The sequence below is a fragment of the Ligilactobacillus acidipiscis genome, assembly GCF_900116935.1.
GTDB classification, from domain to species: Bacteria; Bacillota; Bacilli; order Lactobacillales; family Lactobacillaceae; genus Ligilactobacillus; species Ligilactobacillus acidipiscis.
The window spans coordinates 1248980-1272262 of sequence record NZ_LT630287.1 but is presented as its reverse complement, the minus strand read 5'-3'; the positions used below and the strand labels follow the sequence as shown (position 1 = coordinate 1272262).

The following is a 23283-nucleotide window of genomic DNA, read 5'->3' as shown; positions in this document are numbered from 1 at the left end:
AAAACAGTATTAATGAATCACTCTTTTAACAACATATACATCCGAAACCCGCTTAATATTATCGATCAATCTTTGCAATTCAATGGTGTCACGGACTCCAACTGTAATATTGATGATCGCCATCTTATTATTATCCACTCTGCCATTTACTGAATTAAGATTCTTAGTTGAATTATTGACCATTTGCAAAATATCATTTAACAGACCTGAACGATTATAACCTTCGATCTCTAAGTCTGTATCATAAAACGGATGTTCTTCAGGAATATTATTCCAAGATACATCAATTAACCTAGTTCCATTTTTTTCTTCGTTCTTAACATTTGGACAATCCACACGGTGAACTGAAACTCCGCGTCCCTTGGTGATATAACCAACGATGTCATCACCAGGAACCGGATTACAACAATGACTCAAGCGGACCAACATATTGTCGATCCCAGCTATAACTACGCTATCTTCTTTATTTGTAGTCTTCTTCGCTTTTGGATTGCTTTTATGTTCATTATTGAGTGATTTATGCTCTTCAAGAAGTTCTTTTTCTTGTTGCTGGCGCTTTTTTTCTTCTTGTTCTTGTCTAATATTTTCAACTAAAACATTAACGACTCCGATCGGAGTAAGTTCGCCAAAACCGATCGCAGCGTATAAATCATCCACCGTTTTAAAGTGCTTCTTCTCTAAAACGCGAGCAATATTTTCATCATTTAAAACTTCATGTGGATCAAAACCAGCATCCACCAATGAATTTTGTAAAACATCACGACCGGTATCGATATTTTCGGTCCGATCTCGTTGCTTGAAGAAACGTCTGATTTTATTACGTGCTTTATTAGTATGGACCAAATCAAGCCAGTCTTGGCTCGGGCCCGCAGAATTTTGTGAAGTCAAAATATCAACGATGTCACCATTTTTGATTTGATAATTCAAGGGAACTATCTTGCCGTTAACTTTGGCTCCTGTGGTATGGTGACCAATCTCTGTATGGATCGAATAGGCCATATCCAGCGGAACTGATCCCTTAGGAAGCTCGAGAACATCACCTTTAGGTGTAAAAACATAAACCCGATCAGAAAACAGATCCCCTTTGACACTTTCCATAAAATCATTAGCGTCTTCGGACTCATTTTGAAACTCCAAGATCTCTTTGAAAAAGTTTAACTTTTCCCCAGTATCCGTTGAATTGACAGCGTCCTTTTTTCCTTCTTTATATGCCCAATGAGCAGCAATACCATACTCAGCAACTTGATGCATTTCTTCCGTACGGATCTGTACCTCGAAAGGTCGACCTGCCGGGCCCAAAACGGTCGTATGCAACGATTGATACATGTTAGCTTTAGGCATAGCTATATAATCTTTGAAACGCCCTGGCATTGGCTTCCATCTTGTATGGATCGCGCCTAAAACTGCATAACAATCTTTAATGGATTTTACGACCACACGAATGGCTATCAGATCATAAATTTGCTCAAATTGTTTGTGCTGATCTCGCATCTTGCGGTAAATCGAATAAATATGCTTTGGCCGACCATAAATTTCGCAGTTCAAATCTAAATCAGCGATCGCTTTTTTAATTTGCTCGATCACTTGCTCAATGTACTTCAATCGCTCCGTACGCTTAGAATTCATTAAGTGTACTATTCGATAATATTGTTGAGGGTTTAAGTATCTCAAAGAAGTATCTTCTAGTTCCCACTTGATTGTACTAATACCTAGACGATCAGCTAATGGTGCATAGATTTCAAGAGTCTCATTGGCGATCCTTCGTTGCTTATCAGGGCGCAAATGGCTCAGTGTCCGCATATTATGCAGGCGATCAGCAAGTTTAACAATGATCACCCGTAAATCTTGTGACATTGCAAGCAACAATTTACGGTGATTTTCTGCTTGAGCTTCTTGATGAGAAATATACTTGATTTTGCTTAACTTGGTCACACCATCAACAATAATTTGTACGTCTTTGCCAAAAAGTTCACCCACATCACCTAAAGTGACTTCTGTATCTTCAACGACGTCATGCAAAAAGCCAGCACAAACAGTAGCTGGGTCCATCTTTAAGTCTGCCAGAATACCAGCAACTTGAATCGAATGAATAACATAAGGTTCCCCTGATTTTCTAACCTGTTCTTTGTGGACATATGTTGCAAAATCACATGCTTTTTGTACCAAAGCAACATGTTCTTGATTCATATAATCCCGACACATAGAGAGTACATCTTCGGCACTCCAAATTGTTTCTTTTTCCATAATCATTCACCCCAAAATAAACTTCAAATAAAGAACACTTAAAAGTTAACTCAGTATATCCAATTACATGATATAAAAAAATGGGAAAGTGTTCTTTGACCCCGCAAGTTAACAACTTTTTTCTTTAAAATAAAAGCACGCATGTCTACTAACGATAAACAAACGTGCAACTCCTCTTAATCTTTGGTGATCCCATAAGAAAGATAAGTCAGGCCGAGATAGACTAACGTAAAATATAACGCATAGCCATCAAAAAAATACCTGTATCCAATTAAATACAACACTGGAAAAATTAAAAGTACTAGCCATGAAATATTTTTAGCCCCTACGAAGAGCCCTAAAATAATCGAGTAGACAACATTTGTGCCTAATAAAATAAATCCTACCTTCATAATATCATTCAAGTCCAACGTTGCGCCAATAATTGGAACGATAAATGAAAATACCGCCCCAAATGCAATACACCAAAGTGTTTTCATGGTAAACAGTTCCTTGACATTCATAAAAGACACCGCTTTTCAAAATTTCTTATTTAGTATTCTACTCTAGTTCAAGAGCAATTACCAGAGTACATTATTTTAATGTAATTAGCTGTAAATAAGCTACTTGTACACTAATACAATATAAATAGATAGCACCAAATAACATCTTGTGTGGGTCAATTTTTGGGTCAAAACAAGCCTCCGATTACTCGGGGGCTTGTTTATTTTTTAAATTGACAAGAGCGCTATGCATAATTGCACAACGCCCTCTAATTAAAAAATCAAATTTAAATCGTTCCGAAATTCTATTACGCAAATAGAAATAATTCTATCTTTCGTAGTACTACCCCGCCTCTATAATACCGTTACAGCTCCAAGGCTGCGCCCGATCACGCGAAATGTTATCAAATTAAAATCTGTATGGTAAATTACTTAAATTTTTAACTAACAATTAGTATAACACATTACCTATAAACAATATAGTACGTAAGTCGTTTGGGCTTTTGTACCTTTTTGCAGATTTAGTTGTTGTATTTGGCTTCTAAATAGAATATACTGCATTTGCAAGGTTAGAGGAGAAGGCGTTTGGTTTAGATTATTGTTCAGTTACTCGGTGAAAATATTCGCCTATACAAATTTTCTCTTTTTAACCTTGTGGGCAGAGAGAAGAACCATCTTTTGATTCTTCTTTCGCCCCACCCTAGCAGTTTCATAAACTGTAAGGCCTCACATAAAAATGTGGGGCTTTATTTAGAGAGTGTAAAATTACCGTTTGTGAATCAATTTTTGGATCAAAAACCAAGCCTCGGATCGCTCCGGGGCTTTTAAATTAGTTCAATTTATTTAAACGGTTAAAAATGCTATAATAAAAAGAACCTAAAAGATGTTGGGCCGCTTGCTTCCACATCTCTATAGGTTCTTGGTCGCTATTTCGAACGTTTATCAAATAATTTATCCAGAACACGCTGGATTAAGTATGCAATTACGCTCGAAAACACGCCAATTAAAAATTGGCCAATCGTATTGAACAGAGTTGTCACCCCCTGTGGCTTATAGAATGCGCTGGTCAACGCTAAGCCATTAATAATTTTACTATTAATCTGTAAATAAAAAAAGCAAATTCGATAATATGTTCTCGTTGACAGATATGCCTATGCTGGTATAATATTAGTTTGTATTGAACGGGGTTATTATCCCTATATTAAGAAGCTTGGTCACTTCTTAAACACCGTTATGTCAATCTTTGGTGTCGTTTGTCTAGCTCGTTATCGCTAGTGTCTTGCTCTGTGTGTTGCTCATACAGAGCTTTTTTGTATAAAAAATAAGCCCACCCCAAACGGAGTGAGCTTTGTTTGAGATACACTATAAGGGCATCTACTATTAACAAAACAAGTACCTACTAAAGGCAGGCACCAGGAGGCGATTCCATGAAAGAATCATTGTGATATTGCTAAGTATATCACGAGAAACAGTTTAACACTTTTCCAAATTTCATGCACAAAAATAAGCTCGAACATCACTGCCCGAGCCATTGTAGAGAATATTAAATAATCAATCCTCTTTCTCTTATTTTATTATAACTACTTTTTTATAAGCTGTACAGCATGGATTAATAATATATCCGTTAATCATATAGAAAGATTTTTTAAAGCACAAAAATAAGCCTCTGATTGCTCGGGGCTTTGGTATAAGTTGAAGTTTTTTATTTTCTACTCATCTTTTGAACTTTCTTCATCTGAGACATTACCACCTACAAATAAAGAAACCAAACTAATTACTGTAAAACCGCCAAAAATAGTTCCGGTAACCACATGGTCTTTATAAATCAATATGCAACTGATGATAATTGCAACTATTCCTATTATAAAACCCATCCAATCCCTTCGTTTATGATCTTGACGAGAAAACTCGAGCGTTTTACTTTCTAGATTTCTACGATATTTAGATTCATCAACACCATTTTCAATAATTAATTTTGCAGCACCTGGATCTAAGTTTTCATACTGTTCTAAATAACGAGGGTGGGGAATCGGGCCAGAATACATTTCTAGTTTGGACATTGTTATTTCTTTTTGATCGTCAGGCATTTCATTGACCTTATCAACAACCTGGTCCACATCATTACTACTTTCTCGTTGTGAGTTTGTACCCTTTTCTTCGTTCATAATTGTTTAACTCTCCAAACAAGTCGTCACCTATTTTTTGGTAATCTTTTTTTATTTTCTCATAATCGTTTTTTCTATTGACGTCATAAAAAGACAAATATTCTTTTAAATTAGCTTTTTTTCTTACACTTTTATTCGCTACCGACACAAAAACTTCTCTAAAAGAGCTAAATAAGTTATCGTTAACACCGCGAAAAAACTTTATATATAAGTTACCCATGGCTATTCCTCCCTTAACTAGCTATATTCTACCATAAGATATACTTCAAAAGGAAAGCATTTTGCACAAAAAAATAACGCCTGCCGGGTTGATGGCAGACGCGATACACATAATAATAATCTTTGGTAGGGGTTAAACTACCAAGAAACATTATATCATTAATATTTTAGTTTTTGACCAGCAAAAATCATATTAGCGTTCTTAATACCATTCTTACCTTGTAGATAACTAGTGGATACACCAAGCCTTTTAGCAATCACTGACAGGTTATCACCAGATCTAACGGTATAAACTCGTGTAACAGGTTTAGCTGCATTCTTGACTGTTGTTACATATTCTAGAGTATTAGAAGCTGGACCAGTTACAAGATACCCATATCCACCTGAACGTGGCTGACGTACCCAACGATAACCACCTTGGATAATAGCACGATCGGTTTTAACCACGCTACCAGCTGGTAAAGTAGTTAATACACTCGAACTAGTTGAAGCACCCTTACGGAGCTTAACAGCCGTTTTAAGCTTATAAGTTACATTATTATTAACCCATTGTGCTCGTGGCTTTGGTTTAGGCTGTGGTTTTGCAGCTATTCCTTTAGCGCCGCCAGTATAAAAGCCAGTAAAGTCATAAGAAACATCAGTCCGTGAACCATTGATCCTAAAGTTAGATGAATATTGCCATGCTGCTGCATCGTCAATGCCTGGTTGATTAACACCATATGCGGCACACCAGAATGAACGTGCAATTGTTTTACTGCGGTCAATGCGAGTAGTGAACCAACTTGTATTAGAATAGATTGCAATGTTAGGATAACCTTGCTTATGAAGTTCATCTGTAAAACTGTTGATATAACTGGTTAGTTTTGACTTATTATGTGTTAAGTTCCCAGCTTCAACATCAATAGCCATGATTGAGTCATCACCAATACCACGTGCTTTAGCTTGTTGCACATAATAGCGACACTCACCACGAGCGTCATTGTCAGACGTTGCTCTTAGGAAATGATACGTGTGAACGATCAAACCAGCAGCCTTAGCGTTCTTAATTTGCTTAGTTGCTTTCGGGTTAACGTACTTTGTACCAGTTCCACCCTCGGTCAACTTAACGATAACGGCTTTAATGCCTGATTTTTTAGCAGCTCGAAAATATGCTAGAGTGTCTGGCTGATAACTTGCAACATCAATAAATTTTGGATAGCTCATTTATTTATCCCCCTTATCATCGCTGTGATCATAGTCCTTTTGTAGTTTAGCTAATCTATTTTTTAACCAACTAGGAATTGGAATACCTGTTTGTCCTAAGTTTTCTGAAATGCTGATTGAATAATTTAGGATATAAAATGCTACAACTATATCAGCATAGCTTTCATAACCCATCGCAGTCATCAAAGGATACAAAACTAAAATAATCAAGATTACTAATCCATGTTTGATCAACCCGTTAAGCCCCTTAGTGCTTTGCGTCTTAGCCATTGTATCCGCGGCTAGGAATGATTTAGCATATCCAGTGAAAATGTCCAGAATAATCACAATTAGAAAAACGATTATCATTTTGTTATCGACCATACTTCTCATGTTTTGAAACAATAAATTGTGAAACGGTACTGTTGTTACTGGTGTCAATTTAATTCCTTCTTCCTTTTTTCTTAATTACATGACATCTTCTGGTGCTGGGCTCCAAGGAGTGGGTGTGTTACCAATTTCTAGCTTAGGTAGTTTGATATAAACGTCTAATGGACTATTAGTAGTATCAAAATACATGACAATTGTCTTCTGCCAAGGATGGCCAATCTGTCCAGTTTGACTGATACGAGACCATTCACTACCGACAGTACCTACTACTGGGTTTCTGCTACTAACTTCTAGACCAAACTTTTCAATATCACCGATACCTTTAATATCAGCGCTATAAGACCAATCTGAATTATCTGGTACTTTTCCCTTGCCATAATTCCAAAGATACATGCCAAAATTATCACCAATGCCTTGTGGAACCGCAATATGCCACATGTTAGTAGTGTCATCAAAAGGTTCTACCGTTACCTTCGCTCTATTTGCGTGATAGGTAGTTTCAAGTGCTTTAGAATTTAGGAAAAGATTTCTCCCATAAACTTGCCTACCATTGCTGAACACCTTGTCGACTGTCTTGCCATTAACAACGCACGCTTTACCATTAATAGTTGGCATTTAATCACCCCTCAATAAAGTAAACACCAGACTTGTCAGCCAATGAATCATACTGTGATTGGGTAACGACATTGATTACTGCGTCTTTACCGCTTTCACCTGTGTCACCCTTAGCACCAACGAGCGAGGTCAGCCACTCATCGACACTGCCGTGAAAGCCAGCATTCACAGCAACCTGATAAGCAGAAAGACCTTGTTCTCCGGTTTCGCCTTTATCGCCAGGGTCACCCTTTTCACCAGTGTCACCCTTGATCCCTTGTGAACCACTTAGGTCAGCAACATAGGTGAATCCTGTTCCGTTCCAAACGTAAAGCTTGCCATCGTCTGGGTCATTGACATCACTTGCAATCATGGTGAAGTCACCATCAGAAAAACCATCACCATTCATTTCAGCAATGGACGGGAATGTCTTCACAATTTGGAAGTCTTTCCCCGGATCTCCTTTGTCGCCAGTATCGCCTTTATCTCCAACGAGAGAGGCAAGCCATTCCGTTTGTGATCCTTGATAACCATTGATTACTGCAACTTGGTAAGCAGATAGGCCATCGTCACCCTTTTCACCTTTAAGACCATTGGCAACTGCGTCGGAAACTTGCTGTTTGAGTTGTTCGCTTAGGCTACTGAATTGCTGAACGAAATCATCGACAGTAATGCTGCTGACAATTCCCCCAGACAGACCAGTGACGTTCTCGTTGATTCGTAATGCTAGAAATCCCTCACTAGGATAGATTGCAGTACCACCATCTACGGTGTCCCACAATTCAATCAGATAGCTTCCAACTGGCAAATTAGACAATTGACCACTAGTGATAACAGCATGATTGTCCGTGATACTGGCACTTATCCCCAGCAGATAGCCAGAGTCGTTTTTGATTCTGACCTTTGCGCCTGATGTTAAAGTTGCTGCGCTACCATCATCGAACGCATTTAAGTGTATTTCAGTTGTGGTATCAGCAAATTTGAACTGCTTATTGCCGTTGCCAAGATATAGTTTCCTCATGGCTTATTTGTCTCCTTCCTTCTTTCTGCACAAAAATAGCACCTAGCTTGTGCCAGATGCCTTACTACTATATTCATAAAAATTAATTGATTATCTTTTACCACTCTCTCACGTCTATAATTGAAGTAATTCAATTTCTTTTTTTTACATTCTCTAAACTGTTGATTTTGTTTCTAATTTGGTCTGATTTTACTTGCAATTCAACCATCCTTGACAAATCGCTGTTTTATTGTCCACGGTTTCTCATCTGCCATATATACACCTTCTTAACCTTTTAGCTCACTTTCATCAGCGACTGCTTCATCTACTTTAGGGTCGTCATCTGAGCCATCAGACGCCACGCTGTCATCATCTGTGGTAGAATCATCCACATCTTCGCTATCGTCCCCAGAATCGTCTGTGTCGACTTCTGGCGGATAGTTAACATCGTCAGCTTCAACTTCAACCTTGCAAGCATTAAGGCTAATGCGATTCTTAAATTCGTCTCGCTGTTGCATTTGGTCGATGTCAACTTGCGTAAATTTTTTCTGATAAGCAATGCTAAAGTCCCATTTCTGAGTAAATTCTACTTTTCCATCGGGGTCTAAAGCAATGTACATTTGTGGAAACAATACCAAATAATACATGTCAAACTTGATCGTTATCAAACTAGGGTCTAACCAAACTTTTGCGAAATTATCTTGATTGGCACAATCATTTTCGCCACTGAATAAATACAGATATAAAACAGGATAGCCTAGCTCATTGCGTTGCACTTCTTGCAGTACGTCAAGCAATGTCATACTATTCCTTTTCGTGTATAGTTTATCGAACTCATTTTTTTGTGCTTGCGTAAATTTAACCAAATTAACACCCCCTTAAATGTGGTAGAACAAGTCACCAGATACCCAGTAATCACTGCTTTCATCATCTGGCACAGCGTCCCAGCCTAGACCACAAGACATTTCTGCAGTCTTCTTGTCAGCGCTAAAATTAATATCAACTGTGCCCATATCAACGCCACCAGACCTTCTAACTGCACAAGATAGCCATCTGTCATCAACTGGCTTTGCCCAGTCAGGCAGTGTGAAGACAACCGTCCCTTGCTTGCGGGTGCCGCCTTTGATATTGAACGCTATTTCAATCTCACCTGGTGCTACCTCGCGAACATAACTACTAAAGTGTGGGTTTTGAATGTTATACCAACCATGCCACATATCATTTTCGTTTAAATAGTGCCACATTAGTTCACCACTGCTAGCGTTTGTGGTAATGAAATCTACGCCTTTGCTTAACAAACTATTACGTGTGCTATCATCATTAGGACACCATACACCGACTTTCAAACCAGCCTGATGTGCTTTTAAGACATTGCCATTGGTTAGATTATCAGCCGAGTACTCAACGTCTAAGCCACTATTAACACCTAATTGTTGAGCTTGCGAAATTAGGCCACTAGTCAAGTCACTTGTTAAATATTGAACCTCAACTAAAGGCATGCGTTTCTTAACTTCTTTTAAGCTGTTGTAATCGAACGAAATAAAAATCATTTCGTCTTCAACACCAAATTGTTTAATTATATTAGTCAAACTATCAAAATTATCAGATGTGTAAACTTCTCCTGCATCTTTTTTAATTTCAATAATCGGTATCAATTGCCTTTCTTTACATATAATTAAAGCCTCTTCTAATGTTGGGATGAGTAAGTCTGAATCTCGCCAATGCTCAAAGAATTCGTTACCTACATCAATTCTCAATTTTCTCAGATCATTGAAAGTAAACGAGGCTATCACGCCTGTTCCATTTGTCATTCTATCGACTGTCCCATCGTGCATCACCACCCAGCGCCCATCGCTGGTTGCATGAATATCAATTTCGACGCCAGCAAAGCCAGTCGTACGCTTGATTGCAGGGAGTGAGTTTTCAGGAGCTTGTTTTGTGTTTCCCCGGTGAGCAAAGAAACGTGTGCCCTTCCTGAAAGCTTGGTGGTGGTGTGAGTCTTCTGGTGCTGGTGACCAGTCGGTAGCTTTAGTGCCTAGTTCGATTTTGGGACGACCAAATTTTAAATTTTTTCCCTTGATTCCTTTAGACTTCACTCCAATACTGCCTATGCGGTTAGTCCCTTCAGGTATTGTAATCGTGTTACTGATACGCTTCCCATGGAAACTATCACCTGTTTCAAGAGCTCTACTCCAGCAGTTATAGGTGCCAATCTTTTCATCATCTTTATAGAAAGTCATATTCATCAACATTTTGCTAAAACTAGATACTGAGGTTACCTTATCAACATCAAACTGAAAAGACAGCGTGAGGTGCTTACCCACGAAGGCAGCGATATCTATGCTCAAGTCATTATTATAAAATGTGATTTCGTCATTTGTCGACCACACGTCCGAATTGGTAAGCAAATTAGTCCCGCCGATTTCTAAGTCATCCACTGCCTGCTGCGGTTTCTTGTCCATCGCGTCTAGGCGGTCTTTCAATATGTTGTACGTCTTGCCATCTGCCTTGGAGACACGGGCGTCTTTACTTTCGTTATCCTTGTCCTGACCGTTGATTTGGGCGTCGAGACGATTCTGAGTGCCGTTTGCGATTAACTTAGCGCTTTTGCTATTATCATTAGCTTCCGTAGCAATCACACTACTAATATCAACACCATCTGCCATTGCCTCACGTATGTCACCACCATAACGCGCTGCTTTATAATCACGAATTGCATTACTTCTAATTTGTGTCCGTGAATCAACTTTTTTCTTATCATAGTCATTAGGGAATTCTATTTCTCTTTTTAAATTTGTCACTTAAAAACCTCCTAAATAAATGCCTCATTGTAGGACTTATCCACGTCAAGCGATATTCCATTAAACGTATTGTTATATTGCCAAGCGTCTGCACCTTGTGGTGGTGTAGAAACACCCCAACTAGCTATCCATTTGTACTTAGACTGTGATGTGAAGCGTGTGCCCATCCACGAGCTTGAGCTATAGTCGGCCGTATTAGTGTAGCCAGCGTCTGACAGAACTTTATTAAACGCTTTAACTTCATTAGTCAGCGCCGTTTTATCACTGGATAAAGTTCCAGCTTCAACATCACACGCCACGATGGTGCTTTTAGAAATGTTGTTTGCTTGAAGTTGCTTAAGATACCATCTAGCTTCATCTTGCGCATTAGCAACACTGGTTGAAGTGAGATAATGGTAAGTCCCGATGAACTTCATGCCGGCATTGATTGCATATCCTTTTTGGTTGGTAAAATACCCATTTACATAATCAGTTCCACTTTCCGAACCTTGCGTTAGCTTGATAATCACACCTTTAATGCCTTGCGAATAAAGTGTGTCAAAGTTCTGCTGGGTAAACGCGCTTTGATAGTCTGATATATCCATGAACTGTGTGCCGGCTGTCCAGCTTCCTTGATTAAGCTTGTCGATTTGATCTTGCAATTTTTTAATGTCTGTCGATGTTGCCTTGTTCTTGACTTGTTCAGAAATATTGGCAAGCGACCACTGATAAGCATTCAGCTTATTAAGAAAGTTGCTACTTTCAGCATTACGTTGTTTGTTCAACATAGCTTCATAAGTGGAACCATTCATCGCATTAGCGCCTAATGTGAGTGATGAATTAGCGACGCTCAAACAATCCAATGTTAGACCAGTTATGCGTTGCTCCATGTCGATGCCTTGAAGTTTGTTATTGACATGTACGGTGTCCCCACAATCAAGCATAGAAAATTTGCTGGGTGAGATAAATGCCAAATCGACATAACCGACTTGAAGCTGCATGTTGATGTTAGCTTGGCTTGCAAGGAACTTTTTGCCTTTAGAAAGTAGAGCACTTGTAGTCGTCACATCGTCCCACACCTGCGTGGCTGTTTTCCGTCCAAATTGTGCAATCAATGCTTTATCTTCCAAAAAAAGACTGCCGTTGTTGACACTTGAAATATTCAACCGAGGATAGGCAACTTCTGCGTTGTCTGAACTAGCTTCGCCCTCTGCTGGTTCCTGTGTGGCTCCTAAAGGCTTTAGCACCGTCACAACACTTTGCGCATCAACTGAACGAGCTAGTGAGACCATGTTTTGCGTTAAAACAATGCTTTGCTTGTTTGTACTGCCAATTTGAGGCATGTAATCTAAATAGAGGCCATCATTCTCATGACGGACTCTGATTTCGCCTCCAAGGCGATCAATTAACTTTCCTTTGATGTTTTCATATGTGTCTTTGGTCTCGTCGATAAATCGATAGACATTATCGGTGCTATTCGTGACAGTGACCTTGCCCAATTTAATTTTCTTGAAATCTTCGACTTGCTTGTTATGTTCATCCACAAGCCACTTTAGAAAGTTCTTAATTGTGGTGTTGTGAAACTCTTTAAACGGCGGTGTGCTGTCGTGTAAAAAGCCTTCTAAGCTCTCACATGTCACTTCTTTACTAATTGCCCCGGAACTATCCATTTGGTCATTTGAAGTTAAGACACGCCCTTCAAAGATCATAATTTGAGTGTCCGGTCGGTAAACCCTAACAAAAGATTGGTATGGAAAGATGTTCGCATACTCTCGATGTGATGGATCCAGTGAAAATGTAAAACTTGGGTAGCTATCCACACTTTTAGTGACAACTGCCGACATCAACCTCCGACCACTTGATGTGTCCGAGTTTAGAGAAAATTCTTGTTTAGCATTCAACCCTTGCCTTAATATTATCCAAAAGCCACGTGCCACTAAATTACCTCCTCTGTCCAGTCAAGTTTGAGCGTACCGTTGCCGGTGACTTTAATGTGATTCTCACCGGGTTGAAGTTGGACGTCCATGTTATCGGTCATGCCTGCTGAAATGGGACAAATGACACCATCAATATTTAACCTAAAGTCTGAACTGGCGTCGCAAATCAAGTTAATTTGCGCTTCGCCGGTGTTGACCAGCACAATGCTTTCAGATCCACTTATGTCATATTCAGTTGGTTGCATGACTCCATTGATAAGGTCAAATGTGTCCCAAAGCTCATTATATTCATTCGGATGGAACAAAAACGGATAACACTGGAACACAACTGCAATGGTTGAGTATACAGATCCTTCTGTGATCGTAGGCGCGGCTTCAACTTCAGCTAAATAAAAACGGTAAGGATCAGCGTCGTCAATTAACTTCGTCTTGCCCTTTGTACCCATTAACCAATCGGTAATCACGTGGTACATATTTTGTGTTGCCATATAATCAAGTCTGCCTGTATATAATCGGCATGAAACAGTCATTGTTCGCTCACCGTACGAGTTGTTGCCGTATATATCTGACAGGTCAATCAAGCCATTAGCATATGGCAATTGAACTGTGACCTTATTTTTAGCAGGCAAAGTAACAGCTTTATCGGACATGACTTTCAACCCAAAATCTGATGAATGATGCCCATTAAAAGTAAAGCCGTAATCTTTATTAGATGTTGGCATTGATTGCTAACCCCCTGTCATTAAACTGTTGACGTTGGACACGCTGAACTGATCCATAGTTCTCATATGCTTTTGAAAAACTTTGGCCGTCAACTGTGACACGCTTGTCAACGATAGCATCCAACTTCTTGCCGAGGCTATCCAGTTTCTCACCATAATCGTGCATGACGATCTCTTGATTGCTTGATTGACTGTTAGAACCAGTCAAGGTTGGCTGTGTCATTGTCCCATTAGAAGCCTGTACACTTCTAACCACACCGGCAATCTTGGCACTCAACGAATTAGGTGCAAACGCTGCACGCTCATTCAAGGCATCCATCAACAAACCATCAGCGCTGTCTTTTCGTGCATTGACTACATACTCAGGGTTATGTTCAGACAACCAAGCTAATTGTGGATATTTGGGATGTCCGCCCTCGTTGTAGCCGTGCCCATTGCCTAGAAACGACAGGCTAGAGCCATAACGCTTTTTCGCATAACGTAAAGCAGCAAGCAAGTTATCATACCCGTTAAAAATGTTGTGGTGTCCTTTAAATGCATTGGCGTAAAATGTAGTGCTAATTGTTTGCATCAAGCCTTTAGCAAGGTCACCAGTTTTATTGTTATTATCGCCAATATTACCCTGCACCGCTTTTTCATTACCACTAGATTCAGTAGCAATTTGACGTAAAACTTTGTTAACCATAGCTGTACTAGTTGATAAGCCATTAGCTTTCAAGGCATCTTTCACTTGGCCTTTCCAGCGTTGTACACCAGCGCCTTTTGGTGCATCTTTGTCTTCATCGTGTTTATTCTTCAACTTCTTGAGCATTTTAACGAATGCGCCAGAAATACCTTTGACTAAGCCATGACCTAAGGCCGGTGTAACTTTAGTAACCAATTCCGAGCCTCTGATACGTCCCATCGCATTAGTTACGATATTGCCCAGCGATTTAATCGGATGCTTGATAAAATTGACGATACCGTCCCACTTATCTTTAACCCAACCAGTCAATGAACTAAACCAGTTCTTTGAACCACCTGCATAATGTGCGATAGATTCACCAAACATCGAGCGAGAGGCCTCATGTGGGACGACTGTTTCGTCGCCTTCCAAATTGACATAAGCATTCTTACCAGTGACTTTATAAGCTTGGCCACCCTTGAGGATAGCCTCTTCACCGTTGCCGTCATTAACTTGTGCAATACCACGATAGCCAGAACCACCAGACTTCAATTTCTTGATTTTATGGATAGCGTTTTTAGATCCACCAAAAGTATGAATAATTGAATTAATACCGCCGATGCCTTTGTTTAACCACCCAATAGCGCCATTAATACCATTCTTAATATGTTTTTTAATCGAATCTTTGATACTTTTGAATATACCTTTGACGCTTTTACCAAAGTTTGTGAACTTGTCTTTTAAGACACCGAGCTTACCACCACTCAATTTATTAAGACTGTTATACATACCTGCAAAATGATCGTGAGCTGTTTTCTTAATACTTGCTCCAGTTCTTGACAGGTCACCTTTTAAATTGCCCCAGTGACCGTTGACAACATCTTTCATTGTCTTGGTAAGATTTTGGTTTACTTTAGAACCATTTTTAAAATCTCTATTTGCAGTTTTCCACATTGATTTAGCTGCCGAATTAGAATTCTTTTTCATATTTTTAAACTGATTGATGATTGCATTTTTGCCGTCACCAGTTAACTTTTTAACGCTTTTCCAACCACTTTTGAAATGACTTTTAGTTGATTTCCATTGGTATCTGGCGTGTTTGATTGAATTTTTTCGCATGTTATTAAAACCGCTAACGATATTATCCTTGCCGTTTTTAGTCCATTTTTTTACATTATTCCAACCGTTGGAAAAATGTTTTTTTGTACCATTCCATAGATTCTTAACGTGTTTAACGGCACCACGATTCATTTTCCCAAACCATTTTGTAACACCTGAGAAAATACCTTTAGCCGACTTAACAATGCCATTAACAAACTTGCGGAACTTTTTGTTGTGCTTATATAGTTCGACTAAAATTGCAATGACCGCAGCGATTGCCGACACGATCAACACAAACGGATTGGCCTTTAGAAAGTTGAACGCAAGACGTATGCCCCTACCAGTTGTTTTAGCAACAGTCACTAAACCACGCACCGTTTTTTTAGCAGCTTTAGCAGTGACTTTAGCTGACCATGTCAACGCCTTTTTAATGCCACCACCGGCTTTTTTAGCGTATGTGGCAAAGGTTGAAATAGCCTTGCGAGCCGGCTTCGTTTTCACATTAAGTTTATAGGCAATTTCACCGCCTAATTTGCCAATAGATTTTGGCAATCTTGTTAATGCACCAACTGCCGACGAAACGCCGGACAAGACTTTGCCTGCACCCTTTAATGCAAAAATGGAAGTACCAATGTATCCAATAGCCTTACCAACTAGTGACAAACCTTTTTCATGCTTTGATAAGTTAGTTAGAACTTTTGCGATAGTCCCTAACGGCCCTTTGCCAGATTTTGCTTTATCTGCTAATTCCCCAAACTGTTTTGCCACACCGCTTATAATATCTGCAAAAGTATCAAAGGCACTTTTGGCAATGATACCAATGATTTTGCCTAAGGGCTCATAAACTGCCGATAAATTATAAAACCATTCATTCACGGCATCAGATATTTTATTAATTGTGCCAGCAATGCCCTTGAAATTCATTTTCTTTTTAGTTTTATCAGCACTATCTCCGGTGTCTGTAAAGCCTTTAATTATTCCATCAAACAATGATGACCAAACGCGAACTGTTGCACCTGCAAACATACCAAAAAAATTTGACACTGCTTTAGCGACTGGCTTTAATGCTTTGCCAACAGATGAAAAGCCTTTGCCCATATCATCAAAGATGTTCGCAACCTCCATATCGTCCATTGGTGTAACAACATTGTCTTTGAAGGCTTTTCCAAAGTCTTTGAATGCCTCTTTAATAGGCTTTACCGAACTAACTACTAGGCCAAAAGCTTTTGATACACCACCAGCAAGACCATTAATTGCGCCGGTGATGTTACTTTTGCCAACCGCATCGATCATCGCTTGCACGCCATTAACCACTTCAGACTTCAAGTTACCAAAAGCACCCTCAAAGGCAGCAGTGCCTTTAGCATACTCTTTAGCCTTGTCAGTCATACCGAGCTCTTCAATCGCTTTATTAAACTCTTTAGCACTGATCTGTCCGTCTGCCATTGCGTCCCGGAAATCACCGGTATAAGCACCGTTTTTCTTCATTGCCTCTTGTAATTTGCCAGAAGCACCAGGGATTGCGTCGGTTAGCTGATTCCAGTTTTCTGTGGTCAACTTACCTGCACCAGCGGTTTGGGTCATGACCATGGTGACGGATTTGAAATCATCCTTCGTTCCGCCAGCAACCGCAGTTAGGTTCCCGGCTGCCTCGGTTAGTTTCTCGTAACCTTTGACACCGTTCGCAGCTAACTGAGCGGTTGTGTTGGAAACATCTTGTAGATCATATACTGTCTCATCAGCATATTGCTTAACATCTTTACCAACTGCTTTAATTGTCTTACTACTTTTACCAGCTAACTCCATTGTAGCTTGGAAGCCTTGCATAGCGTCAGAAGCATTCATTGCTTCCCCAGCTGTATCCTTTAGGTATCCACCAATAGCAGATACACCTTGCAAGACTGCACCGCCAATAAATGAACCCTTGATGATATCCTTTAATCTGCCAAATTTGTTTTTTGTTTCTTCGGCCTCATTCTGGATATTACGTAAGCCCTCACTTGCGTTGTCGTTCAATTCAAGTTCAGTTAAATACTTTGTGGGTATGCTATGCAAAAGTTTCTCATAGTCGATGACTTCATCTTCCTCAGCCATCGCTTCGAGCTTAGTTCGGACACTCTTAGGCAACTTTTGAAGTAATTTATCGAAATTGACAATGCCATGCTCTTCGGCATCAGCTTTTAAGTTGGTAGTCTTTTTCTTCGGAACTTCGTTGATCAGTTCATCGAAATCAATAACTTCGCCTTTTTCAGCTTTAGCCAATAATTTGGTGATCTCTTCTTCCGGCAAAGCTTCCAGTAATTTGTCGAAATCAGTAATGCCTGCATCTTCGGCATCTGCTTTCAAACGCGTTATTTCTTCGTCAGGGAGCTTTTCAAGTGAGGCCTTAGCGCTTGCTACTTTCTCACTTAAATTACTGTCATCGGCCTCTAGTTTTTGTTTAACAGGATCTGAAAAATCATCTTGGACTTTCTTAGAAGTTGAGCTTGATTTATCAGATACCTTTTCAGCATTCGCATTGAAATCTTCACTTAACTGATCGCCAGTGCCTTGACCGATTGATTCAAGGCGCTTGTCAACTTTGTTAGCCTCTTGCATGGCTTTATCAACGGCCATGTCTATATCAATTCTTATTCTTCCATCGCTTGCCATGTCTAACCTCCTTCCACTGCACCGACAATCCCAGCAAATATATCATCTTGTGATTGTGCTTGGTCTTCAACGGACATGCCTTCGGTTAACGCATAATAATCTTGTAATTCACGTATGTGCTGAACCTCTTTTTGATCTTCAATATCGTTTGTTTCTGTTTCACGAATCTGAATGATTTGCTTGAACAATGTCTTATCTGTCAAGCCGTGCAATAAGGCCTTGAATTTGTCCCAGTGCATTTTGCCCTGTTCTTCGACTAAATCAATACCGTACTGTTGCATAAAACCCGCATAGATCATTTCAGCATCCTGTATATAAGAAAAAGACCGGTTAGGTGTATCGCTACCCACCCCGGTCTGAAATTGTCCGTATGGATCCTCATTAATGTAATCAGTCACAATCTGCACCGCTTCAATTAAAAAGTCAGTATCTTCATTATCAACCACATGTTCAAGCGCTTCTTGCCCATAGAAAGACTCAAAAGCAAACAGCACTTTGTCCGATTGACTTACATCATCATCGTCCATTAACTTATAAAATTGTAGGACATTATCGAAACACAGGTTAGGCACATACACATGACCGTTATGTTTGATCTCATCTTGCGAATTGTCCGTTAGACTTAGCACTTACATCACCGCTTACTTTTAGCTTTACCGTTTTTCGTGTATTCTTTTTCTTTGGCACGACGAGTTTCGCGATTATCATTTGCCAACAATTCATCTGCCTGATCGCGTAAGATACCGATAGCTTTCATGATTGCCATGGTGTCTGAATGGTAATGTTCAAATATCTGCTGACCCGAGCCTTCACCTAAATAACGGTCAAAGAAAGCGATCGCACAATCACGCATTTGACCCATCATGCCATTATATTTATTTTTCTGCTCGTCAACTGAAAGATCATTAAATTTAGAATTGCCGTCTTTGTCTTCCTTCATCAGCTCATCAACATCTTTCAAGATCTCATCAATTTGAGTCAGTGTTTCAATGGCTGCTTCACGAAATTCATCGTTAAAAGCAACCGTACGGTTTTGACCTGCAATAGTAATCTCGGCTTCATTTTGAATCTGCTCGTCAATGTTAAGTTTTAAAACCATTATTTTGATCTCCTTTTTCGTCTCACTTCTACTCGTCTCTGTTTTTTTATTAAATTACTTTTCTAGCTTGGTCTCCCCGACCACGCCTTGGTCGACGATCGGGGTTGTTATTTTCCCGAGTCATCGTCCGGATGTTTGATGTCCGGCTTACCGTCAAAATCAGCGTTAAACGAGAATGTCTGCTTAGCCCCTGGTGCACCACCAGAAGGAACGATAGCAGACATGTTAATAACACTAGTCAATACTGTACCGTCTGTTGCAGTCCAGCGGAACAACGTCTTCAAATCAGAACCAATTGAATATTGCTTAGACACAACATAATCTTGACCTTCATCACCTTGTTTGCGGTGCCCCTTAAATTGCAATTGCAAACGCTTAGCGGTAACATCAGTTGTTTGCCAGCCTTCTCCATCATAATATTCATCATTGCTAGATGTTTCATTGTACGAAGGTGTAGCATCATTAACACCACCAGCAATAGGAACGAACTTTGCTTCCTCGACATCATCTAGTGTCTTGTGGGAAAGAACGTCAATTTCGTATTTATTTTCATAATTTAGGGTAAATTCGCCAGTACTTGTAGGCATTTCTTCAGCCATATTTTATTCCTCATTTCTATATTTGTTTTTTATGATCGTGACCCCGATTTCAAGGCCACATTTTACGTTTTGAATATCAATCGTTAGCTCTGCCGGCTCGGATTGGACTTCAATACCCACAAACTGAAAGCCTGCAGGTTGGGATTGCCCCTTTAAAGCCAAACTACTCAAGTCATCTAAATAGTTGCTGATCTTGATTAATTGGTCTTGCGCTTCTTGCAAGGCACTATAATCACCTACGGGAACCTGCCTCACGATCTCAAAATTATAAAGGACTTCTTGCGTACCTTCAAAGTCTTCATCGACAATATGCGAACCTGGCAGGCGAGTTAAGGCAAATTGCGTATCATTCTGCGGGTTAAGGAAGCCGGCGACTAATCGAACCCCTAAATCTTGTTGAATCTTATTAGCTAACTGTTCTCTTAAATCCGTCATTGTTTCCACCCCGCTCCACTGATAAACGCTTCATTGCATTTCTGCATTAAGTCTTTACGTGCTTTTAACCGTAAATCCCATCGCTTACTTGTTCCCAATGTCGTGTAATTGTGAACTTTATGCCCACTAACAACGCCATAAAACTGTGCTTTAGCGTACGGCATAACATAATCAATATATGAGCCATCTGACGCCATGACTGAGCTTTTGCGCAAGTTACCTTCTAACCTGGGTACAAACTGCTCCATCGCTTGATGTGCGTCATTCATATAGGCTTTACGCCCTCTAATAAGTGCCTGTCGGCTTAATTTACGATGCAAGCCGGTTAGGTCTACATGTACCTCAATAGCCATTTAAAGCACCTCCAGCTCATACGACCACAGTTCGTTACTAAACGGTTGGCGGTTATCTACAATCTTCTGTACGGTGTATTCTTCGCCTTCAAATGTGATCTTGGAACCAATGTTTGCTTTCGATAATTTAGGGATCGGTTGAGAGATGTGGTTGTACAAAAAAACAACGGCATTGGCAACTATCTGCCTGTCGTTGTTCGTCCCTGTATATATCGTTTGTGGTTGAAAGACTACTTTTTGAATCGTGATCGGATCATCGTATGTCGGTTCCGGATAAACCCCGCTCGATTGACCTGTGAATCGTTTTAAAGTGATCTGTTGTTTGGCCATACTTGTCGGTATCAATAGCATGAGCTAACACCTCGATACATGAGCCCTGTTTGAGCTAGTAAAGTGTATGCTATTCCATAAATACCTAAACGTCCTGCTGTGGACTTAGGCCCTCTACAGTAGTACGACCAACAGAAACACGCTGTACACTGCTTTGAGATATTTCATAAGGCGTTGTTAGCCCCGTATAATTTGAAAAACTGATCTGTTGAGCAAGAGCGCGTTTGAATAAATCCTTACGCCACTTTACATCACTTTCAAGGTCGTTCATACGGTAAAAGCTCTTGGTGGCAATGTCAAATAATGATTCAGCAACGACCTCTAATTTATTGAATTTGTCTTCAGTTAGATCATCAGCAATAAAACCTAACGCTTGATATTCTTCAAATGTTAAATAAGCCATTCGGCACCTCCTCGAAACCGCCAGAACTAGGCGTTCTCATTGTTCATTTTGTGGGCGATCGTACGTTTAAACTACTGAAACGCACTTGGAATGCGCCTCATAGCACTGTTATTTAGTAGCTTTATTAACAGAAAAGTCCACGGTTGTGTTATCGGTGAAAGTGACCTTTGCACCAGTAACTACGCCGTTCTTATCTTCGTTGATAACACCGACTTTGATTTGCTTGGCGTCAGCACCTTTAGGTCCAGCGACTTGTTGCATTTTATTCAACTTTTCGGATGTGATTAAATCATCTTTTTCCATTCAACTGCTTCAGCCATATATATTCACTCTTTCTTATTATGTTAATCTGGCAGCGCCGACCTTAACCTTGCCGACTGTCGGCGGTGTTATTTTCCCGAGCCACCATCACTTTTTGGTGTGATACCTGTATAGATACCAGCTTTAGCATTATCCAATACGATTGCATCATAGTAGGATAAGCCCTTGATCGTGTACCGGTAACCGCTGCGGTCTGTTTCTGGTGAAATAACTGAAACGTCATCATATTTTACAATCGGTGCAATAGCAGTTAATGGAGTTAAGGCAAAGTTAACTGTGCCCCCAATGTCCAAACCACTAATGCGATCTTTAGCCACGCGCAAAATCGGAACACCGCCGTCAAGCTGTGCAACACTCCGATCAATGCCGTTGATGTTTTGTGTATTTACAGAAAAGGAACGGGCGATGTCCTTTGCATTTTTCAAGGCTTTATAGAAGCCAGCAGATGCAAATAAGACATATCCGCCTGGGATCTCATGATCAAGCATATATGCTTCAATATCGTCGTATACATCCAACACATTTTTAGCCGTAACAGTATCAGTAACGTTTTTACCAGCATTATCGGCTAAGACCTGCATTGCCACCTTGTCACGGCGCGGGATAGTTACCCGGCGTTGATGTTCAGAAACAACATTGGCAACTTGGTATGCACCGTTTTCAGATGTGTCCAACTCATCAAGATCGTATCCAATCCAGTCTTCATGTGTAAGTTTGACTGTTTCTTTAGTCATGTTTACCTTGGAGCGAGTATTATCGCCGTTACGTACATATTCTTTAGGCTGCATTAAGCCGTCCATTTTGTTGATCCGTACTTCATTGACACCCACAAAATCAGCAGCAGTAACGCTCTTAGCGCCTGCCATTAGTGGTTGCCAGATTTGAGATTCGGCAGCAAACTTCTGATCAATTTCTGCCATATCTTTACTATCTAAAACAATACTCATAGTTTAATTCCCTCTTTCTATTTTTCTCCGCTCATACGTTGAGCAATCTTCTGAACCATAGTCGGTTCATTGCCACCATTGCCACCGCTGGGATTACCTAAAGAAGTAACCTGAACACCTTTAGGCCCATCGGCTTCCTGGTTGCTTTTGGTATCGAACAAATATGAATCGTTTTTCTGTACTTCTTCTAACTGGTCATTAAAGTTTTCAAGTTTACCATCTTTTCCCACTGTGACCTTGTCCAAATCCAGTAAACCAAGCACGGCTTTCGGGTTACGCGCTTTTGAGTCACGTAATGCTTCGTTGATTTTGAAATCTCTGCTTTGATCAGCCAGTTTCTGTTGCCACTCTTCATCTTTGTTCTTGTTTGCTTCTTGGAGCTGGGCTAGTTGATCTTGAAGCTCTTTGTTATCCTTGGACGACTTCTTAAGGTCCTCTAATTGGCTGTTATGGTCTTCAAGTTGTTCTTTTAAGCCGTCACGTTCAGTCGTTAGCCTTTCAACTTGATTGTTAGCATCTTGAACGCCCTTACCATGTTCAGCCATGATCTTATCAATCGCTTCGCCTTCAATACCTAGATCCTTTAGAAACTCTCTTTTCATGTGTATAACCTCCATACGTTTTTATTTCCCAGCAACGACTGGGTTTTGGTTGCATGAAAAAT

The 23283-nt window shown here is 40.0% G+C and carries 23 protein-coding genes; all 23 read right to left on the bottom strand.

Annotated elements, in window-relative coordinates:
* Positions 1-9 precede the first annotated feature (9 nt).
* Complete coding sequence (locus tag BQ5903_RS05865; RefSeq protein WP_010496056.1) at positions 10-2244, bottom strand: RelA/SpoT family protein; 2235 nt, start codon at positions 2242-2244, stop codon at positions 10-12.
* A gap of 176 nt (positions 2245-2420) precedes the next feature.
* Positions 2421-2747, bottom strand: coding sequence for a hypothetical protein (locus tag BQ5903_RS05860; protein ID WP_010496057.1), 327 nt, complete (start codon positions 2745-2747; stop codon positions 2421-2423).
* A 1688-nt stretch (positions 2748-4435) separates the two neighbouring features.
* On the bottom strand, positions 4436-4891 hold the full coding sequence (locus BQ5903_RS05855) for a DUF2335 domain-containing protein (protein ID WP_079579119.1): 456 nt from the start codon (positions 4889-4891) through the stop codon (positions 4436-4438).
* Positions 4851-5111, bottom strand: coding sequence for a hypothetical protein (locus tag BQ5903_RS05850; protein WP_079579117.1), 261 nt, complete (start codon positions 5109-5111; stop codon positions 4851-4853). The genes BQ5903_RS05855 and BQ5903_RS05850 overlap by 41 nt, the downstream gene beginning before the upstream one ends.
* A gap of 158 nt (positions 5112-5269) precedes the next feature.
* The gene (locus BQ5903_RS05845) at positions 5270-6313 is read right to left on the bottom strand and encodes a GH25 family lysozyme (RefSeq protein WP_172823830.1); all 1044 of its coding nucleotides are present in this window, start codon (positions 6311-6313) and stop codon (positions 5270-5272) included.
* Positions 6314-6733, bottom strand: coding sequence for a phage holin family protein (locus BQ5903_RS05840; protein ID WP_154022020.1), 420 nt, complete (start codon positions 6731-6733; stop codon positions 6314-6316).
* Between the two features lie 27 nt (positions 6734-6760).
* The gene (locus BQ5903_RS05835; RefSeq protein WP_079579115.1) at positions 6761-7297 is read right to left on the bottom strand and encodes a hypothetical protein; all 537 of its coding nucleotides are present in this window, start codon (positions 7295-7297) and stop codon (positions 6761-6763) included.
* Between the two features lie 4 nt (positions 7298-7301).
* Positions 7302-8093, bottom strand: coding sequence for a hypothetical protein (locus BQ5903_RS05830; RefSeq protein ID WP_231920925.1), 792 nt, complete (start codon positions 8091-8093; stop codon positions 7302-7304).
* Positions 8094-8563: 470 nt separating this feature from the next.
* Positions 8564-9142 (bottom strand): hypothetical protein, encoded by a 579-nt coding sequence (locus BQ5903_RS05825; RefSeq protein WP_079579111.1) that lies wholly within the window; start codon positions 9140-9142, stop codon positions 8564-8566.
* 12 nt (positions 9143-9154) lie between these two features.
* Positions 9155-11077 (bottom strand): glycerophosphodiester phosphodiesterase, encoded by a 1923-nt coding sequence (locus BQ5903_RS05820; RefSeq protein ID WP_079579109.1) that lies wholly within the window; start codon positions 11075-11077, stop codon positions 9155-9157.
* Between the two features lie 11 nt (positions 11078-11088).
* Positions 11089-12765, bottom strand: a complete 1677-nt coding sequence (locus BQ5903_RS05815) for a phage tail spike protein (protein ID WP_231920924.1) — start codon at positions 12763-12765, stop codon at positions 11089-11091.
* A gap of 227 nt (positions 12766-12992) precedes the next feature.
* Positions 12993-13715: a hypothetical protein gene (locus BQ5903_RS05810; RefSeq protein ID WP_079579105.1), complete on the bottom strand. Its 723-nt coding sequence runs from the start codon at positions 13713-13715 to the stop codon at positions 12993-12995.
* A complete protein-coding gene (locus BQ5903_RS05805; RefSeq protein WP_079579103.1) occupies positions 13702-18132 on the bottom strand; it encodes a tape measure protein in 4431 nt (1476 codons plus the stop codon). The genes BQ5903_RS05810 and BQ5903_RS05805 overlap by 14 nt, the downstream gene beginning before the upstream one ends.
* Before the next feature lie 2 nt (positions 18133-18134).
* Positions 18135-18761, bottom strand: coding sequence for a Gp15 family bacteriophage protein (locus BQ5903_RS05800; RefSeq protein WP_079579101.1), 627 nt, complete (start codon positions 18759-18761; stop codon positions 18135-18137).
* A gap of 5 nt (positions 18762-18766) precedes the next feature.
* The gene (locus BQ5903_RS05795; protein WP_079579099.1) at positions 18767-19231 is read right to left on the bottom strand and encodes a hypothetical protein; all 465 of its coding nucleotides are present in this window, start codon (positions 19229-19231) and stop codon (positions 18767-18769) included.
* 107 nt (positions 19232-19338) lie between these two features.
* Positions 19339-19830: a phage tail tube protein gene (locus tag BQ5903_RS05790; protein ID WP_079579097.1), complete on the bottom strand. Its 492-nt coding sequence runs from the start codon at positions 19828-19830 to the stop codon at positions 19339-19341.
* A gap of 3 nt (positions 19831-19833) precedes the next feature.
* Positions 19834-20265, bottom strand: coding sequence for a hypothetical protein (locus BQ5903_RS05785; protein ID WP_079579095.1), 432 nt, complete (start codon positions 20263-20265; stop codon positions 19834-19836).
* Complete coding sequence (locus BQ5903_RS05780) at positions 20262-20618, bottom strand: minor capsid protein (protein ID WP_079579093.1); 357 nt, start codon at positions 20616-20618, stop codon at positions 20262-20264. The genes BQ5903_RS05785 and BQ5903_RS05780 overlap by 4 nt, the downstream gene beginning before the upstream one ends.
* Entirely contained in the window at positions 20619-20969 is a 351-nt protein-coding gene (locus tag BQ5903_RS05775; RefSeq protein ID WP_079579091.1) for a putative minor capsid protein, read from the bottom strand.
* Positions 20970-21033: 64 nt separating this feature from the next.
* Complete coding sequence (locus tag BQ5903_RS05770; RefSeq protein ID WP_079579089.1) at positions 21034-21351, bottom strand: hypothetical protein; 318 nt, start codon at positions 21349-21351, stop codon at positions 21034-21036.
* Positions 21352-21459: 108 nt separating this feature from the next.
* Positions 21460-21654 carry a hypothetical protein gene (locus BQ5903_RS05765; protein ID WP_079579087.1) on the bottom strand — a complete coding sequence of 65 codons (195 nt, stop codon included), beginning with the start codon at positions 21652-21654 and terminating at the stop codon, positions 21460-21462.
* Between the two features lie 86 nt (positions 21655-21740).
* The gene (locus BQ5903_RS05760; protein WP_079579085.1) at positions 21741-22619 is read right to left on the bottom strand and encodes a capsid protein; all 879 of its coding nucleotides are present in this window, start codon (positions 22617-22619) and stop codon (positions 21741-21743) included.
* Positions 22620-22636: 17 nt separating this feature from the next.
* Positions 22637-23221 carry a phage scaffolding protein gene (locus BQ5903_RS05755; RefSeq protein ID WP_172823829.1) on the bottom strand — a complete coding sequence of 195 codons (585 nt, stop codon included), beginning with the start codon at positions 23219-23221 and terminating at the stop codon, positions 22637-22639.
* Positions 23222-23283 lie beyond the last annotated feature (62 nt).

What these genes read in the sequence shown, in the direction of transcription:
- BQ5903_RS05865 (WP_010496056.1), bottom strand. Translation starts at nt 2,244, where the DNA reads ATGGAAAAAGAAACAATTTGGAGTGCCGAAGATGTACTCTCTATGTGT.
- BQ5903_RS05860 (WP_010496057.1), bottom strand. Translation starts at nt 2,747, where the DNA reads ATGAATGTCAAGGAACTGTTTACCATGAAAACACTTTGGTGTATTGCA.
- BQ5903_RS05855 (WP_079579119.1), bottom strand. Translation starts at nt 4,891, where the DNA reads ATGAACGAAGAAAAGGGTACAAACTCACAACGAGAAAGTAGTAATGAT.
- BQ5903_RS05850 (WP_079579117.1), bottom strand. Translation starts at nt 5,111, where the DNA reads ATGGGTAACTTATATATAAAGTTTTTTCGCGGTGTTAACGATAACTTA.
- BQ5903_RS05845 (WP_172823830.1), bottom strand. Translation starts at nt 6,313, where the DNA reads ATGAGCTATCCAAAATTTATTGATGTTGCAAGTTATCAGCCAGACACT.
- BQ5903_RS05835 (WP_079579115.1), bottom strand. Translation starts at nt 7,297, where the DNA reads ATGCCAACTATTAATGGTAAAGCGTGCGTTGTTAATGGCAAGACAGTC.
- BQ5903_RS05815 (WP_231920924.1), bottom strand. Translation starts at nt 12,765, where the DNA reads ATGATCTTTGAAGGGCGTGTCTTAACTTCAAATGACCAAATGGATAGT.
- BQ5903_RS05810 (WP_079579105.1), bottom strand. Translation starts at nt 13,715, where the DNA reads ATGCCAACATCTAATAAAGATTACGGCTTTACTTTTAATGGGCATCAT.
- BQ5903_RS05805 (WP_079579103.1), bottom strand. Translation starts at nt 18,132, where the DNA reads ATGGCAAGCGATGGAAGAATAAGAATTGATATAGACATGGCCGTTGAT.
- BQ5903_RS05795 (WP_079579099.1), bottom strand. Translation starts at nt 19,231, where the DNA reads ATGGTTTTAAAACTTAACATTGACGAGCAGATTCAAAATGAAGCCGAG.
- BQ5903_RS05790 (WP_079579097.1), bottom strand. Translation starts at nt 19,830, where the DNA reads ATGGCTGAAGAAATGCCTACAAGTACTGGCGAATTTACCCTAAATTAT.
- BQ5903_RS05785 (WP_079579095.1), bottom strand. Translation starts at nt 20,265, where the DNA reads ATGACGGATTTAAGAGAACAGTTAGCTAATAAGATTCAACAAGATTTA.
- BQ5903_RS05780 (WP_079579093.1), bottom strand. Translation starts at nt 20,618, where the DNA reads ATGGCTATTGAGGTACATGTAGACCTAACCGGCTTGCATCGTAAATTA.
- BQ5903_RS05775 (WP_079579091.1), bottom strand. Translation starts at nt 20,969, where the DNA reads ATGCTATTGATACCGACAAGTATGGCCAAACAACAGATCACTTTAAAA.
- BQ5903_RS05770 (WP_079579089.1), bottom strand. Translation starts at nt 21,351, where the DNA reads ATGGCTTATTTAACATTTGAAGAATATCAAGCGTTAGGTTTTATTGCT.
- BQ5903_RS05765 (WP_079579087.1), bottom strand. Translation starts at nt 21,654, where the DNA reads ATGGAAAAAGATGATTTAATCACATCCGAAAAGTTGAATAAAATGCAA.
- BQ5903_RS05760 (WP_079579085.1), bottom strand. Translation starts at nt 22,619, where the DNA reads ATGAGTATTGTTTTAGATAGTAAAGATATGGCAGAAATTGATCAGAAG.
- BQ5903_RS05755 (WP_172823829.1), bottom strand. Translation starts at nt 23,221, where the DNA reads ATGAAAAGAGAGTTTCTAAAGGATCTAGGTATTGAAGGCGAAGCGATT.